Origin of the sequence: Lysinibacillus sp. RC46, from assembly GCF_041262385.1 — a bacterium.
GTDB lineage: Bacteria > Bacillota > Bacilli > Bacillales_A > Planococcaceae > Lysinibacillus.
Genome location: NZ_JBGCCF010000002.1, coordinates 21,231 through 37,201 on the forward strand (window position 1 = coordinate 21,231; position 15,971 = coordinate 37,201).

General features: G+C 36.0%; 13 protein-coding genes, 2 riboswitches and 1 other annotated feature (1 of these 16 only partly in view). Of the genes, 6 read left to right on the plus strand and 7 right to left on the minus strand.

Translation table 11 applies throughout. From position 1 onward, the window contains the following. Positions 1 to 88, minus strand: a binding site (T-box leader) (it extends 127 nt beyond the left edge of the window). Positions 89 to 177: 89 nt separating this feature from the next. The 4 genes from ABH966_RS02015 to ABH966_RS02030 form a co-directional block, all read right to left on the minus strand. Further along, entirely contained in the window at positions 178 to 1,131 is a 954-nt protein-coding gene (locus tag ABH966_RS02015) for a magnesium transporter CorA family protein (protein ID WP_370075363.1), read from the minus strand. Positions 1,132 to 1,171: 40 nt separating this feature from the next. After that, complete coding sequence (locus tag ABH966_RS02020; protein ID WP_370075364.1) at positions 1,172 to 2,122, minus strand: magnesium transporter CorA family protein; 951 nt, start codon at positions 2,120 to 2,122, stop codon at positions 1,172 to 1,174. A 21-nt stretch (positions 2,123 to 2,143) separates the two neighbouring features. Further along, positions 2,144 to 3,067, minus strand: a complete 924-nt coding sequence (locus ABH966_RS02025) for a magnesium transporter CorA family protein (protein WP_370075365.1) — start codon at positions 3,065 to 3,067, stop codon at positions 2,144 to 2,146. Positions 3,068 to 3,320: 253 nt separating this feature from the next. Next, positions 3,321 to 3,495, minus strand: a riboswitch (M-box (ykoK) riboswitch). A 60-nt stretch (positions 3,496 to 3,555) separates the two neighbouring features. Beyond that, entirely contained in the window at positions 3,556 to 3,801 is a 246-nt protein-coding gene (locus ABH966_RS02030; RefSeq protein ID WP_370075366.1) for a hypothetical protein, read from the minus strand. A gap of 451 nt (positions 3,802 to 4,252) precedes the next feature. Then, positions 4,253 to 4,427, plus strand: a riboswitch (M-box (ykoK) riboswitch). 368 nt (positions 4,428 to 4,795) lie between these two features. Here ABH966_RS02030 and ABH966_RS02035 point away from each other — a divergent pair. Together ABH966_RS02035 and ABH966_RS02040 are read left to right on the plus strand one after the other, a co-directional pair. Then, positions 4,796 to 5,500, plus strand: a complete 705-nt coding sequence (locus tag ABH966_RS02035) for an MgtC/SapB family protein (protein WP_370075819.1) — start codon at positions 4,796 to 4,798, stop codon at positions 5,498 to 5,500. An 18-nt stretch (positions 5,501 to 5,518) separates the two neighbouring features. Next, a complete protein-coding gene (locus ABH966_RS02040; RefSeq protein WP_370075367.1) occupies positions 5,519 to 6,292 on the plus strand; it encodes a magnesium transporter in 774 nt (257 codons plus the stop codon). A gap of 343 nt (positions 6,293 to 6,635) precedes the next feature. On the opposite strand, the gene hpaB is transcribed toward ABH966_RS02040, so the two are convergent. After that, complete coding sequence (gene hpaB / locus ABH966_RS02045) at positions 6,636 to 8,072, minus strand: 4-hydroxyphenylacetate 3-monooxygenase, oxygenase component (protein WP_370075368.1); 1,437 nt, start codon at positions 8,070 to 8,072, stop codon at positions 6,636 to 6,638. Positions 8,073 to 8,416: 344 nt separating this feature from the next. Here hpaB and ABH966_RS02050 point away from each other — a divergent pair, with 344 nt between their 5' ends. Continuing rightward, positions 8,417 to 8,605 carry a hypothetical protein gene (locus ABH966_RS02050; RefSeq protein WP_370075369.1) on the plus strand — a complete coding sequence of 63 codons (189 nt, stop codon included), beginning with the start codon at positions 8,417 to 8,419 and terminating at the stop codon, positions 8,603 to 8,605. A 163-nt stretch (positions 8,606 to 8,768) separates the two neighbouring features. Here ABH966_RS02050 and ABH966_RS02055 read toward each other — a convergent pair whose 3' ends face one another. Together ABH966_RS02055 and recD2 are read right to left on the minus strand one after the other, a co-directional pair. Beyond that, positions 8,769 to 10,577 (minus strand): polysaccharide deacetylase family protein, encoded by a 1,809-nt coding sequence (locus ABH966_RS02055; protein ID WP_370075370.1) that lies wholly within the window; start codon positions 10,575 to 10,577, stop codon positions 8,769 to 8,771. Between the two features lie 38 nt (positions 10,578 to 10,615). Beyond that, a complete protein-coding gene (gene recD2 / locus ABH966_RS02060; RefSeq protein WP_370075371.1) occupies positions 10,616 to 13,048 on the minus strand; it encodes an SF1B family DNA helicase RecD2 in 2,433 nt (810 codons plus the stop codon). Between the two features lie 563 nt (positions 13,049 to 13,611). Here recD2 and hisA point away from each other — a divergent pair. The 3 genes from hisA to ABH966_RS02075 all read left to right on the plus strand — a co-directional run bounded on the left by hisA (position 13,612) and on the right by ABH966_RS02075 (position 15,578). Then, entirely contained in the window at positions 13,612 to 14,379 is a 768-nt protein-coding gene (hisA, locus tag ABH966_RS02065; protein ID WP_370075372.1) for a phosphoribosylformimino-5-aminoimidazole carboxamide ribotide isomerase, read from the plus strand. After that, the gene (locus ABH966_RS02070; RefSeq protein WP_370075373.1) at positions 14,376 to 14,663 is read left to right on the plus strand and encodes a hypothetical protein; all 288 of its coding nucleotides are present in this window, start codon (positions 14,376 to 14,378) and stop codon (positions 14,661 to 14,663) included. Before hisA ends, ABH966_RS02070 begins: the two co-directional genes overlap by 4 nt. Before the next feature lie 171 nt (positions 14,664 to 14,834). Then, positions 14,835 to 15,578 (plus strand): GTP pyrophosphokinase, encoded by a 744-nt coding sequence (locus ABH966_RS02075; RefSeq protein WP_370075374.1) that lies wholly within the window; start codon positions 14,835 to 14,837, stop codon positions 15,576 to 15,578. Positions 15,579 to 15,971: the final 393 nt, after the last annotated feature.

Here is a 15,971-nt window from a genome sequence, read left to right on the forward strand (position 1 = left end):
GGTACTTGCTATTGTGAGGATTTTTCCAGCCAAGAAATCCCTTTCTTTTACACGCACAAATACGTACTTTTTCCATCATCGTTTTTTACAATTTTCTAACGAGAATTATAAAAAAAATATTTCCTTCTGTCAAATTCGCACTATAATTGCTAATCCTAACTAAGCTCACTTTTTATGCTATCGCGAGAAATAATTTTTTTTGTAAAAAACGAAGGTAGACATTCCTGTTAACAAGACCATTACGACGATTACTACCCAAAATGCATTAGATGCATTTTGATAAGGTAGAGGCACATTCATCCCATAAATACTGGCAATTAACATCGGCACCGATATTATGATTGTAAATGAAGCAAGTAATTTAAGTACTTGACTTACGTTGTTTTGAATTACGTTACCATATGCATCCATAATATTATTTAAATTCGTTTGATTAATTTCCGTCACTTCATATGCTTGATCGATTTCAATAAGCACATCGTCTAAAATACTTGCATCATCATCATCTAATTTGATATTACTACCCTGTAATGTTTTTTGCATCGTAAATTTCATCTGTTTAAGTGATGTTACCATGTATATAAGACTTTCATTCAAGTAAAGTAGTGTGTATAGCTCACTATTACAATATGATTTGGCAAGTTCTTTTTCTGCTAATGTGATTTCCCGTTCAATTGTAGCTAAAAAATGAATATATGCCCGAGCTGTTATGCTTAATATATTTAAAGTGTTGCGCGTTTTCAAATGTGTCTCAAAAAGAGTCATCCCGCCATTAAACAAATCTTTCATGAAAGGCAGCTCTCCATTACATATCGTAATCATATGATTTTTTGTGTGAATAATCCCCAGAGGAATAGTTCGATATTTCACGTCTTGAGAAGAACTCTCGACATCTAACTGATCGTACGGGACATGAATAACCATCAAGACCGCTCCGTTGCGCTCTTCAATTCGCGGGCGTTCTTCGATATCAAGTGAATCAGTTAAAAAATCTCTTGAAACGGCAAGAGCTGCCACTACACGTTCAATTTCACTAGATGTTGGCGCTTCAAGATGAAGCCAACTGTTATATCCAATATTTGATGTTTGCTCAAATTTACCTTCGGAATTACTTTTGTATATTAAAAGCATTTTGCAACATCCTTTCTATCTACGGTATTGTATGAAAATATTAGAAACGTAAAAATTTTGTTTTGTAAAATACGTAGACAAGACCTCCACTGACCCCTAGCATTAGTCCAATAACTACTAAAAACATAATTGGCTGATCTTCATAGGGCAATGGAACGTTCATCGAGAACACACTTCCAATTATTGTCGGAATCATTAGCACAAGCGTAAGAGTAGTCAATATTTTCAAAACGCTATTTAAGTTATTGTGAGTAATTGCCGCGTACGCATCCATTAGATTGCTTAAACTAAGACTACGCATTTCCGTTACTTCCGCTGCTTGTTCAAGATCTACTAATGCATTATGCAGCATCTCCTCATCTTCACTATATAGTTTTATATCTTGTCCTTTGGAAAGGTGTAAAAAAACATTGCGCATAGCTCGTAAAGATGTCGAAAAATATACCAAACTTTTATTAATATGAATCAGACCGAACAACTCTCGGTTATTATGCGATTCTTTTAATTCTTGCTGTAATCGTCCAACCTGCGCTTTTATGCGCTTGAGAATATCAAGATACGATTGAGCAATCGCTTCAAATAGTAGCAATGTTATTCGAGTCTTCATATGCGTTTGAAAAGTTCCATACTTTCCTGAAAATATGTCTCTACATAATGGATTGTCTTGTTTTGTGACAATCACCAAATGATCTTTTACATGGATGATGCCGATTGGTATTGTTCGATAAGGAATCTCTTCGTACAAACGCTCCTCATTCATCGCCACGGGGGAATTGAGAATGATGCCCATTGACGAATCATCCTTTTCAATCCGAGGCCGTTCATTGATATCTAAAGAATCACGAATAAAATTTTCCGAAATATTAAGTTTGTTTGAAATTTGAGATATTTCAGCATCTGTCGGATCCACAAGATAAAGCAACGTGTTGTGAACAATATTAGATACCTGCTGTAATTGACCTATTGAATTACTTTGATATATTGTAAGCATCTTTTCTCCTCGCTTTCTCTACTAAAATAGTCGTTTTTTGTAAAACACCCAACCTGTTAACACGCTAATGACTATAGAGAGGGACATAAGTACTAATAATGCGTATTCTTCATCCTGCCTTGGCAACGGGAAATTCATCCCATATATCGTTGCGACCATCGTCGGAAACGTCAAGATAATCGTAAATGCAGTTAAAACTTTCACTACAATACTAAGGTTAATTTCAATCACCGCAGAATATGCGTCCATCATGCTGCTCAAATTTTCATTGTAAATTTTTGATGTATCAAGAGCTTGTTGCATCTCATTAAGAGTGACTTGTAGCCGTTTTTCATCTTCTTTATTCATTTCTAGTACTCTTGAAAATTTCCCCATCATCACAAGATTGACTTTTAGTGCCTTTATGAAATAAACAAGGCTCTTATTAATATTGAGTAAAGTATACACTTCACTGTTCTTGATTGATTTTTGTATTATTTTTTCAGATACAATAACTTTTTGATTAAGATCATCAAGGCATCGTAAACAATAACGAGCCGCAACAAGCAATAACTGTAAAATAAAAGATACGTTTATATGATTATTCTTATCGAGAATTTTGCTAAATTCCTGTAAAATTGGATGACTAACGCGACAAACTATTACAATTACTTCACTTGTTTGAATAATACCGATTGGAATTGTCCTATATGGTATAGTTTCATCATTTGGCATTTTTAAGGGTACATTGACAATCAGCAATGAATTATTTCCACTTTTTTCAATTCTTGATCGTTCATCAATATCAAGGGAGTCACTGATAAAGTCAGTTGGTTCTCCAAGGCGATTAGCAACATACTGTATATCCTCTTCTGATGGTTCAATAAGATATACACAGCTACCTTGAACGATCTTAGGCTGTTCTTCCAGTAGCCCTTCTTTGCTTCTTTTATAGATTTTAAGCATTGAATCGTCCTCCTAATCTGCTGAATTAAAACAGATTTAAGTTTTTTACTCCTACTATCTCCATCGGTCGGACTCGGACTCGGACTCTCCATTTTGACCCCCTCCTTTCTAAAAATGAACTCTTTTACCCCTGCTAAAAGGATTTAATCGATATGGCATTATGCAATAAGGATCTTTTTGGAAATTAAAAAACCCTCTAGGAGTCCTAGAGGGTATAAAAAGTGCACAAAAATAAGCAGCACAAAAAAGCACTTTCGATTCCCCCTAGTCGAGTTTTAGCACTATACACCGTAAAGAGACGAATTTATCTCTTAGCCACCTTATGAAAAGCCTTAATCCGGCAATTCCTGTTCTACCCATGGGCATCTTTCGATATTTCTGGGCAGTGGCCTATGTTTGTATAGGAGCCTCACCTAACGAGGTTTTATTTAATTTCACCGCAATCGTAAGCCGTATTTTTTAATTTGTCAAGAGTAAAAAAATATTTTTTAGGTTTTTTTATTACGAATTTCCGCATGAAATGAGAAATAAACAGAGTAGTCTTCAACAAAATTTTTGCGGTTGTTTACGAAGAAATTTTTCTCTATTAAACTATTTCTCTGTTCTTTTAAGCTGTTTATTTCAAGTGAAAAATTGATAAGAAACTTTAGTAAATATTCCGGTAGACTTTGCTCCGCAACGAAAACAGAGCGACAAAAAGCACTTGCCTCTCTCCAATCTCTATGTACTTTCATAGGCACTTTCTTTTTAATCAAGAATAGATTTTTTGTTCAGCAGTTTTAACACAAAAAAACATACACAGACTTAACAACAGTTACAGAAGCTATCGATACAAATTTATTAATTTTTAATTCAAAAAACCACTTCCCTAAGATTGGATTTGAAGTCCTTTGTTAGCATAAAAATAAGCCACATCAACAACGGTTAGGCATATATGTTGTAAAAAAATTTATTGGAACGGAGATTGGATAAGAGGCTAAAGGCATTCCTTCCTGTGGTACGCCTTCGTGGCCAATATCATTTCACCCCAAGCTGCTCATCGTCCCCCCAGACGTTACGGAAATCCTCCCACTTTATGATGATACGTCGAAAATACACTATTCCCCTGATACCATTTTAAGATTTTAATTTTTGAAACAGTTATTGACAACCAAAATTATTCGGAGTACAATTCACCTGAAAACAATAAATCCTCGTTAGGTGAGGCTCCTATGTAAACATAGGCCACTGCCCAGAAATATCGAAAGATACCCATGGGTAGAACAGGAATTGCCGAATTAAGGCTTTTCATAAGGTGGCTAAGAAATGATGTCATTTCTTTACGGTGCATAGTGCTAAAACTCGATTAAGGGGAATCGAACGTACTTTTTTATTTTTTCGTGCGCTTTTCATCCCCTCTAAATCGTTAGAGGGGTTTTTATTTTATTTGACTATAAAAGGGGGAACATGTGATGGATAGTTATTCGATATGGCATTTCATATTTTTAAATAATTCGAATATGGTAAAAGGCAGCGTTTTTGCGTTCAGTCCGCATATGTCCCTTTCTTCAAAAATCCAATTATGAATTTTTTCGCAAATTGGCGTTTACCAAGATAGGTTTATTTGATGTGTACGTCGAACAAGATACATTCTAAGCAAGAAGCTCCCTTTTTACGGGAGCTTTTTTATATTATTTTTATTTTAGTGGCATTCTATAAAAAGAACTGAAGAGGTGATTGACGATGATAATGACAGTAGAAATGATAATCAAGTTAAGCCTAGCTTTACTATTCGGATTATTGATTGGGATTGATAGACAGATTAAACAAAAACAACTTGGCATGAGACCTAGTATGGTCATCTGTATTGCCAGCTGTTTATTAACAATTGTCTCCATAGAAGCATTCGGAAAATTTGGAGGTGCCAATCATCCGAATATGGATCCGATGAGACTTGCTGCGCAGATTGTAAGTGGAGTTGGTTTCATTGGTGCTGGTGTTATTTTACGAAGAAGTAACGAGGTGATTTCTGGTCTTACTTCCGCTGCGCTAATCTGGTCAGCTTCTGCCCTTGGAATTTCTATCGGGGCGGGGTTTTATATAGAGGCAACATGTGCTGTTATCCTTTTGATAGTGGCAGTCAACATTGTGCCCTTTTTCATTAAAACATTAGGTCTATCAACACTTAACCGACAGGATATTTCATTAAAAATTATCGTGGAATCGAATTATCGTATGACAGAATTAATTAAAATGATTAAGCATAGTGGGCAAAATGGATCTTCAAAAAAATATGAATATAAAATTCGGCACTTCAAGCTTAAAGATATTGATAACGATCACCAATTAATTGACTTAGTTCTTTCGGTACCAGAAGATCAATATACGACGGAGATTTATTATTATGTTAAAAAGATTGATCACGTCCTGAGTGTCGAAATTGAGAATTTGTAATAGAAAGGAGCGTCAATAATGATTAGACTACATCAATATAAATATAAAGAAGAGTACACATACTACATGTTGCAATCTTTAAAGTCTGGAAAAAAAGATTCTTTTCGAAAGGATTTTCTAGATTTACACCCTATGGATCAAGCAACATTTTTTATAGAACTTAGTGAGGAAAGACGTTTCACGATTTATTCTTTTTTAACTCCTTGTGAATTTGGAGAAATTTTTAGCGAGCTAGAACCATCTATGCAGAAAAAATGTATTATAGAGCTTGACCGTCGATTTGCAGTGGAGATGTTAAATGAATTACCTCCAGATGACGCCACAGATTTCTTGGGACTACTATCATATAAAGAAGCCGATTTTTATTTGGAACGTATGGAAAAAGATGAAGCCGATGATATTAAGCAATTACTTCAATATAAAAAAGGGTCAGTCGGAGCCTTGATGACAACAGACGTAGTAATAGTTGCAAAAGATGACTTAGTAATTGATGTGTTTGAACGCCTAAAGCATAGTGAAGGAGATGCAGAAACTTTTTATTACTTATATGTAACAGATACCAATAAACAATTGCTTGGAGTCGTATCATTACGAGAGCTAATAATTTCCCCACCAGAGTGTCGAATGGGTGAAATTATGAACTCTGGGATCATTTCAGTGTCTGCCCATACAAATCAGTCCGAGGTAACCCAAATCATACGTAAATATGGTCTTTTAGCAGTCCCTGTTGTAACAGAGAATTATGAACTGCTTGGAATCGTTACTTTTGATGATGCGCTGACTTATCTATAAAGATAGTGATATTTTCACAGCAATTATACTCAATGAGAAGTAATTGTATCAATTATACCTCGGATAAATGCGTCCGGAATCGACTTTGTGCTTAGGTCTGTAAATATTTTTTTGCGCGAGAGCGGAGCAGCAGCGGCAACAACATGACGTTGGTCACTCAGCCTTGTGTTGTTGCTGCCGCTGCGCTTTCGCACAGATAAATTGCCACAGGACGTAGCGTTCATAGACTGAGTTCCTCTATTTCAGCGGATGTTTTTTGTACCGAAAGCGCAGCGGCAGGTACAGATGTTTGGACACCCGCTGAAAGAAGTTAAATTAATTTTAAACAGTTACTTCCTCAAAACTAATTATTATTTTTCAAAAAGTTTTCTACCCGATTAACTAATTCTTCCCTATTATAAGAATTATAAAGCGCGCTGGCTAAACGAACTGGGTCTCCAAAGAAAAAGCGCTCATACAGTGTTTGTCTTGTACCAAAGCTGCTCATCGTTAAATCCCAAGCTAGACGGAATTTTTTGACGCGCTCCTTTCCACCATCCTGAAAAGACTGTAAATAATGCTCAAGGTCGCCGTCATCCGCAGTAAATGCTTTTTCACTTGGAATGGACATTAATCCGCTTGCGCCAAGTAACTGGATAATTTCTGTAAAGGTCGGATATACTTTAGGGAACATCTGAATAGCTACTTGTACTGTTGGGAGATCAGGTCTTATAAAACCAAATTCATCTATTTTTGCTTCTACTTCAGACTTTAACAGTAAGGCCTTCATCGTTTCTAATGTCACGATGATATCCACGACCTTTTGCTGCACATGTTGATATCCGCCGATATTTATCGTATCTACAATTGACTGTACAACACCTAAGACAAATTCTGTTTTGGCAATTTGACGTGTTAGAACTTGATGTAAACCATATGTTTGAAAACCACTTACGTTCAAAAAGTTATTGGCAACTTCCACATTCTCATAATAAAAGACGCGTTCCCACGGCACTACAACATTATCAAACACAACGATTGCATCCATTTCCTCGTAACGACTACTTAATGGATAATCAAAAACCGATTCCCCTCCGACAAATGATTGCCTACATAAAAACTTTAAACCTTTTGTATTACTTGGGATAGAGAAAGCAAAGCCTTTTCCTTCATCAAAACCATTTGTTGATATAACAAGGAGTTCATCTGTAATTCCTCCCTGTGTCGCTAGTAATCTCGCACCTTTAATTACTAACCCTTCGCTCGTTTTATCTACAATTTTAGCAGCAATTGTAACATCTTCATCTTCAAAATAAAACTTTTGACGGTTTACTTGTGGCTCGATAAATGTATGTGTCATCGTCAAATCGTTCTCACGAGCATACTCATAAAATCTTAATAAATGCTGAGGGAAACAATTTGGCTTATCTTTCAAATATTCTGCTACGGATGCTAGAGCCATTAATGTCGTATTCATGTAATCTGGGCTTCTCCCCATAAGGCCATTATTGGATAATGCCCACTCTCGTATTGCATTACGTCTTTTCACGAGATCATCGACTGTCACCGCTTGAAGGAAAGACATACCTACACGCTTATTACTTGTTGGTGAAACATATGTCATCTTTTCAAGCAATGCCTCTTCATTTTGTAAATCAAAAAGCCTTGCCTGACTCTGCATTACTCCCTTAAATGCTGGATGCTCCGACACCTTCCCTGTGACAACTTTCCCATCAATCGAAATATAAGTTTGTAAAGCGTCAATACGGTCAATATATTGTTTTCCTGTAATTACTGGCATACAGTCACCCCTAAACGTTACAAATGTTTTTATACTTGATTAGTATATGATTTTTCCCAATATTAGGTTCCGGATACGCCAACTGTATTATAGCAAACCCTATTTTTTCTTAACTGTATTACTTTTTAAATACAGTTTAAAGCCTGCAATTATTGCACGATTTTTCAGTTACTTTAGATAAAAACGGTTTCAATTAGCACTTTTTTAACGAGTTCAATTTTGCGACATATTCACAAAAAAGTCATTTTCGACTAGTACAGAATTGCTAGATTTTTTGTATATGCAGGTGTAAGATAGCTTCGTAACCAAAACAAAATACATCTTTTTATTAAGGGAGAATATATATGAATAAACAAATCGTCTCGTACGTGGCGGAAATGGAAGCTGCTTTAATGAATAAAATGGAGGATCATAATGAAGAGAATCTTTTATTTTCTATTGCTTCAGATATGATTGCCAAAGAAAAAGATCAATTTAAAAATGTTTGCCAAGCATATGAAGTCGTTAAACATCACCTAGTTGGCATCCATTAAAAATCAATAATGCCTCGGTATAATTGCGTCCGGAATCAGTTTCAGTGAATGTTTTTTGTACCGAAAACACGCGACAGGTACAGATGTTTGGACACCCGTTGAAAGAAGTTAAAAAAAATCGCACAAAAAACCCGATCAATTCGATTTGATCGGGTTTTTTATTTTACTTCGTGTACGGAAGAACCATTTTTTGGAAATTGTCAAATGTTGTATTTTGATGAGTTGCTAAGCGTTTAATTTGATATACATCATCGTACGGATTGTTATAGCCAACCTTCGTTGAAAATGCCATTGTGAATCCAGCTTCCTTTACAGCATTAATGTTATTCGAATTATATTGCCCAAACGGATAAGCAAAAGCCTTAGCATTCGGAATAATTGCTATACTACGCTGTAAATCCTGAACAACCTCACGGTAAGGGATTAGAAGCATTTTGCCTTTATTTCCTTCTAAAACATGTAAATTGTAAGTGTGTGATTCAAACGCAAAAACATCTTGCATATTTGTTATATCCTGACGTGAAAGGGGCTGTAAATCATTATAATTAAAAATTTGCCCATCTTTCGCACTTTCATTACGGGACGTAATTAAAAATTGTGTAGCTTTAAAGCCATTGTTTTTAAGTACAGGATACGCATATTCACGTGTCGACAATAGACCATCATCAAAAGTCAAAACAATTGAATAGGCAGGCAGTGTAATTTCATTGCGCATGAAACGCCATAATTCATCTACAGTAATGGCTTCGTAGTTTTTACTTTTTAAATACTGCATTTCTTTTGTAAATTGAACATCTGTCACCGTAGTACTTAAATTTTTGAAACGCCCAAGCTCATGCTCTTTTAATATATGATGATACATCATTACAGGGACGCCACGATCAATCGCTACTTTAGAGCTATGGATATAACCTTCACGACCACCAAGTACTGTTACGTACCAAGCTCCCTCTTTCCGCAATATCGGATAACGGCGATTTGTATCTAGCTTAGCAAATGGTTGTAATGTTGTTGTTTTGGTATCATAAATCTCACTGTTTGCAGAAACAGGGATGAAATACTCATTTTTCATGGCATTGTCCTTACCAACATTTTTATATGAAGGCGTATTTAAAAATTTCATCTTTGATTTTTCTGCATAAACATATGATTTCCCCCAACGAACTTGAACATATGTTGGGTCCATTGAATCTACAACCTCTAGCTGTTGGCCTTTCATTAACGTAGCAATAGCCATCTCTTTATCACGGCGAAAATCATACAGAATTACGTTTTCTAACGCCTCTATATAGCCATTTTGTTTACTAGGAGGAGTTGTAGTTGGTTTTTCAACAGGCTTTGAGGTATTTGTATTTGTATTTGGATTTGTATTTGTATTTGTTGAATTTTGACCTTTTTCTTTTTCTACAAAATTACTATGTACAAATCCTAAGCGTCCGTTCACAGCAATTCCATACCAATTACCCATTCCGCTATATATAGGGAAGCGAACTCCCTCTGACAATGTAGCAAATTGAACAAGTTTATTGCCAGTATTATCGTAAATCGGTGCAACCTTTGTTGCGACTATATAATCAGTTATTTTAGCAACAGTTGGGACTGTGTTTTTATAAGTTGTTGCTGGAACAACGGTTGTATAACGTTTTTCAACATAACCATAATAACCACCCCAACGGATTTGCCACCAATTGGCTCCATAATCTTTTGTTACTTCAAAAGTTTGCCCTGCTGATAATGTCCCCACCTGCACTAGTGAGCCTGAACGATTATCAAAGACAGTTGCTTCCTCATTCACTTGGATGACAGTATTTTTTGCATATGCTTTTTCTGCAAAAGGTATTAGCATCATGAATAGAAGCAATAATAATAAGCGTTTCACTTTATTCACCTCAAAAAAATTTTTATTATCTTTTACTTCAATCATTAGACGATTTTCCAACCAATAAAAGTTTATTGGTTGAATTAATTTCATAAATCATATTTTCCTTCAGAACCCTTGATACTAAAGGATCACTTATCTAAATAATCATACGGCGAGACACCATCCATTCCAATCAATGGATGGATATATGGTTCTGTTTCTACCGTTAGTTTGAAATCAATGGATTGTTTTTCATTTTTTAATTCTTCGTTTAATGGAATCGTTTCTACTTCTACAATTTCCTCTGCAATTTCCATTGGATTGAGTCTTGCACGTAAAGACGTAAAGCGCTGTAAATCATCCGTACGCTGTAAGCCATCTGCTAGCACATCAGGCTCGCCACATAGAATTAAGAAATTTTTAGCACGCGTAATACCTGTATATAACAAATTACGACGCAGCATCTTAGAATAACCTCGTACAACCGGCATAATAACTGTTTGGAACTCAGAGCCTTGCGATTTATGAATAGAACAACAGTAGGCAAGTGTCAATTGATTAAGATCACTTCGTTGATAAGTTACTTCAATACCGTCGAATGATACAACAAGCAAATCTTGTTTCTCAATTGTTTCCTTTGCCTTAATAATGCTAATTACCTCACCCATATCACCATTAAAAACGTTGCTTTCTGGTTGATTGACAAGCTGTAAAACTTTGTCCTTTATGCGATATGTGACATCACCAAAAACGAGCTCTTTTCTAGTACCAGTATCGTTTGGATTAATAAGTTCTTGAATCATTTTATTTAAATTATCTATTCCCGCTGGACCTTTGTACATGGGTGCTAACACTTGGATATTACGAATTTCTTGACCTTTCACAACCGCACTTTTCACAACCTGTGTGACAACGCTTGCTACCTGATCTGAGGAGGCTTTTATAAATGAACGGTCAGTTGTTTTTAATGTTAGGTCATTTGTGATATTACCACGTTTAATTTGATGAGCAAGTTCAATAATTGTTGAGCCTTCAGCTTGTCGATAAACATCTGTCAATTCCACAGTAGGTATTTGCCCAGAAGCCAACAAATCTTTTAACACCTGTCCTGGTCCTACTGGTGGAAGTTGATCTTGATCTCCTACAAAAACGACTTGTACATCCTCATGTAAGGATTTTAATAGTTGATGCGCGAGCCAAGTATCGACCATCGACATTTCGTCTACAATAATGAGTTTCCCTGTTACCTCACGCTCAGTTTCTTCCTCTTTTTCCTGACCTGTAAAGCCTAGCAATCGATGAATTGTCATTGCTGGAAGTTCTGTCGATTCCGAGAGGCGCTTGGCAGCACGTCCTGTTGGAGCACATAAAATAATCGGAAAGGGTTCTTCTTTTTGTGCATATTCCTTCGGGTTCAATGATAGTCCGTGTAGCTTTGCATACACTTCTACTACACCCCGAACAACAGTTGTTTTACCTGTCCCAGGTCCACCAGTTAAAATCATAACGGCGGAATTTAGTGCTTGTTCAATCGCATTCGCTTGCGTTTCAGCATACGTGACATTAAGAAACTCTTCTGTTTCACCAATCACTTTTCGTATTTCGTCCTTACTAAAATGTTCAGCCTTATTGTTACGTTCGATTAAAGCTAATATTTTTGATGCAATTCCTACTTCTGAAAAATATAGGGATGGTAAATATAGTCTTGTTTCTTCCCCACAAATTTTACTTTCCTCGCGCAATTCGATGCAAGCTTTAGAAATGATTTCAAAGGGAATTTCCTCTCGTTGGCTTTGCTCAAGCATATCTTTTACTAGTGGTAAAACATTTTCTGCATCTAAATACACATGACCATCCGATAAAGCTGCTGTATTTAGAGTATGTAAAATCGCCGCCTTAATACGGTCTGGATGATTGCCAGTAATCCCTAATTTTGCACCTAGCTCGTCTGCACGAAAGAAACCAACACCCTCTACATCTTCAATCAGACGGTATGGATTTTCAGTTAATAATTCAACAGCCTCTGTTCGATATGTTTGGTAAATTTTCATGCCGAGCTGTGGTCCGAAACCCCATTCATTAAGTTGAATCATCACTCGTTCTAAGCCTAAATTTTGTTCAATTGTACGATGGATAACCTCTTTTTTTTCAGCAGATAAACGAGGCACAGCATCAAGAGCATTTGGGTCCTCTAAAATAAGACGCAACGCATTTGCTCCTAATTTCTCTACGATTGTTTCAGCAGTTTTTTTTCCGATTCCAACAAACAAATCACTCGATAAGTAATGAATAATTCCTTGCTCTGTTGCTGGCACTTCCTTGGTAAATGTCTCAATTTGAAATTGCACACCATATTTTGGATGCTGTTTCAATACACCAGTAAAACGATATTGTTCATCCATCTGTAACGGCGGAAAATATCCAACAACTATTATTTCCTTATCTTCGTACTGTAAGTTGGTCTCTTGAATTTTCACACGAACTATCGAATACATATTTTGTGCATTATGGAAGATAGAGACAATCGGGCGTCCGAGTATAAAAAATTTATTTAGTTCAAATAAATCAAGGTTCTCTGCCATTCTCGGTTCGTCCTTTCGTGTTCATTTCAACCATTATATTTTACCACACCATAATGTGTAAAATCGCTTAAAAAGAGAATTCAATAAATTTTATTCCATTTTAATCAATTATGCCTATGTATAATTCCGTGACATCCGCCAGAGGCTTTAGGCCAACAAATATTTTTTGTGCGAAAGCGTAGCGACAACAACAACAACAACAACAACAACAACAACAACAACACGATATTGCTCACTTAGGTATTTTCACAAGATGTGAAGTTCTAAACCTGAGTTCATCTATTTCAACGAGGCAACACCAGCTGTAAAGAGATTAAAACCCGTATTTCACCACTTATAGAGGTGGGAGACTTCTGTTAGCAGACATCGCTACAAGAATATTTGTAACAGCCGTTTCACTTTTCGCTACAGTAAACATTTGTAGCTGTCGCGTTGCTTTTGCTACATAAAATAATTGCTGAAAGAAGTTGAAATTAGTGTGATAAATAACATTTCACGGTTTTTATCAACCTTTCCATGCTATGATAAAGGTGAATTTGTCGCACGGAAGGATTGTGAAACTATTGGAATTTAGACCTTGCATTGATTTACACGATGGCAAAGTAAAACAAATTGTTGGCAGCACACTAGGTCATAAAAATCAAGAAGTTATCGAGAACTTTATTTCAAATCATGACTCTAGTTATTATGCAAAAATGTTTGCCCATGATCAATTAACAGGTGGTCACGTCATTATGCTAGGTGATGGAAACGAAGAAGCCGCATTAGCAGCATTAGCAGCATATCCTCAAGGGTTGCAGGTTGGTGGCGGCATCACCACGGAAAATGCAAAAAAGTATATTGATGCGGGAGCTACCCATGTTATTGTCACATCATTTATTTTCTATGATGGCAAGCTCCATTTAGATCGACTAAAGCAACTAGTACAGATTATTGGTAAACAACATCTTGTTATCGATTTAAGCTGCCGTCTGCGCGATGGAAAATGGTTTGTTGTTACTGATAAATGGACAAAGTTTAGTGATTTTGAAGTAAATGCTGAGTCTATTGCATTTATCGAAAATTTCTGTGATGAACTACTTATTCACGCTGTTGATGTGGAAGGAAAAAAAGGTGGTATGCAGGAAAGCTTAGTGCATGATTTAGCCACTTGGACAACAATTCCAACAACATATGCTGGCGGAGTTCGTTCTTTGGACGACTTGAAGAATTTTAAAAAAATCGCAAATGGTAAACTTCATGTTACAATCGGTAGCGCTCTTTCAATTTTCGGTGGAGATTTACCTTATACAGACGTGGTGAATTATTGCAAAAAAGGCGGGTTATTGTGAAGTTAATATATAAGGATTATGTTTTTCCTTTTCAAGAAACAAATTTAGAACGGATTATAGATGGCAAATATTTTAAGGTAAATACAAAAGACAACTCTCTTTCGTTGCATATACAGCTAGATGATGAACAAATGCTACTTGAGTTTTCAAAATCTTTAAAGACAACATGCGGCTTCTTATGTGATCAAGAAACAGAGCCTTATATTGGTATTTATGTCGATTTACAAATATTTGTTGATGAATTTAATAAACGATACAACCTAAATGCCGAAATTGTCGTTTAATTACTAAGGGGACTCGACACCCCTTTTTTTATTTTTACAAAATAAATTTATGAAACAAGAATATTATACATAGATTCGGAGCCCTTATTTCTATTTAGTAGCTATTTTTGTTAAGCTAATATTGAATATTAAATAATTTAGTTACTACTAAAAGAAAGGATTTTATGAAGTATGAAAAATGAACTTGAAGCAACTACTATACAAACTTTACAAACAGAATTAACACGCTTCTTTTTAGTCTATAAATTTGCCTTGCAGGAAATTGAAACGAAAATAACTATTTTACAAGAAGAGTTTAAGCTAATCCATGAATATAACCCGATAGAGCATTTATCCACTCGCGTAAAATCACCGAAAAGTATATTATTAAAGGTCAAGAAAAAGAACCTTGAGCCATCTATTGAAGCGATTCGTGAAGATATTCGTGATATTGCAGGTGTTCGAATCACTTGCTCCTTTGTTGAAGATATATATAAAGTGAGTGCGATGCTGCAGGCACAAAATGATATTGAAGTTGTGGATGTAAAGGATTATATTGCATATCCAAAGGGAAATGGCTATCAAAGCTTGCATCTTATTATAAAAATTCCTATTTTTATGTCCGATCGTATGGAGAAGGTATATGTCGAAATTCAAATTCGTACAATTGCAATGGATTTCTGGGCCAGCCTTGAACATAAAATCTATTATAAATACAACAAGGAAGTACCTGAACATATCCGTTTTGAATTGAAGGAGGCTGCTATTCAAGTAGCTGAGCTGGATCGAAAAATGGAGCGGCTTAATAAAGAAATCAATATTTTAAAAGCGAACGAAACAGAATCATCAATTTTAGAAACTACTCCAATTGCACATTTAGCACAATATATATATCAACTACCATTTGATAATCCTTCAGATGATGATGTAGACTAAAATAACTAAGGATGCTGAACTAGTTTCGGCATCCTTTTAGTTTGTTGAAAAACTATTACATTAGTAAATTAAACTCCCATTTAAATAAAGTATTACACTTCGGCAAAACGAGGGGTTGATTTCCGTTCCGGCTGGGCGCTTTGTTGTTGCTGTCGCTACGCTTTCGCACAGATAAAACAATTGCTGACGCTTCGCTTTCGCACAGAGCAGAGCTTCAGAGCTTCCTGGGGGCGTCCGATGAGCCGCTTCGCTTCGCTCCAGGGTCTCGGGCCAACACAATGTTGGTCACGAAGGCGTTATCACAGGACGTGATGGTTTTAGCCTTCGTTCCTCTATTACTGATCCCCAAGGAGTCGCCCAGCCTCCACTCCAATCAACCAATTCACCTAGCTT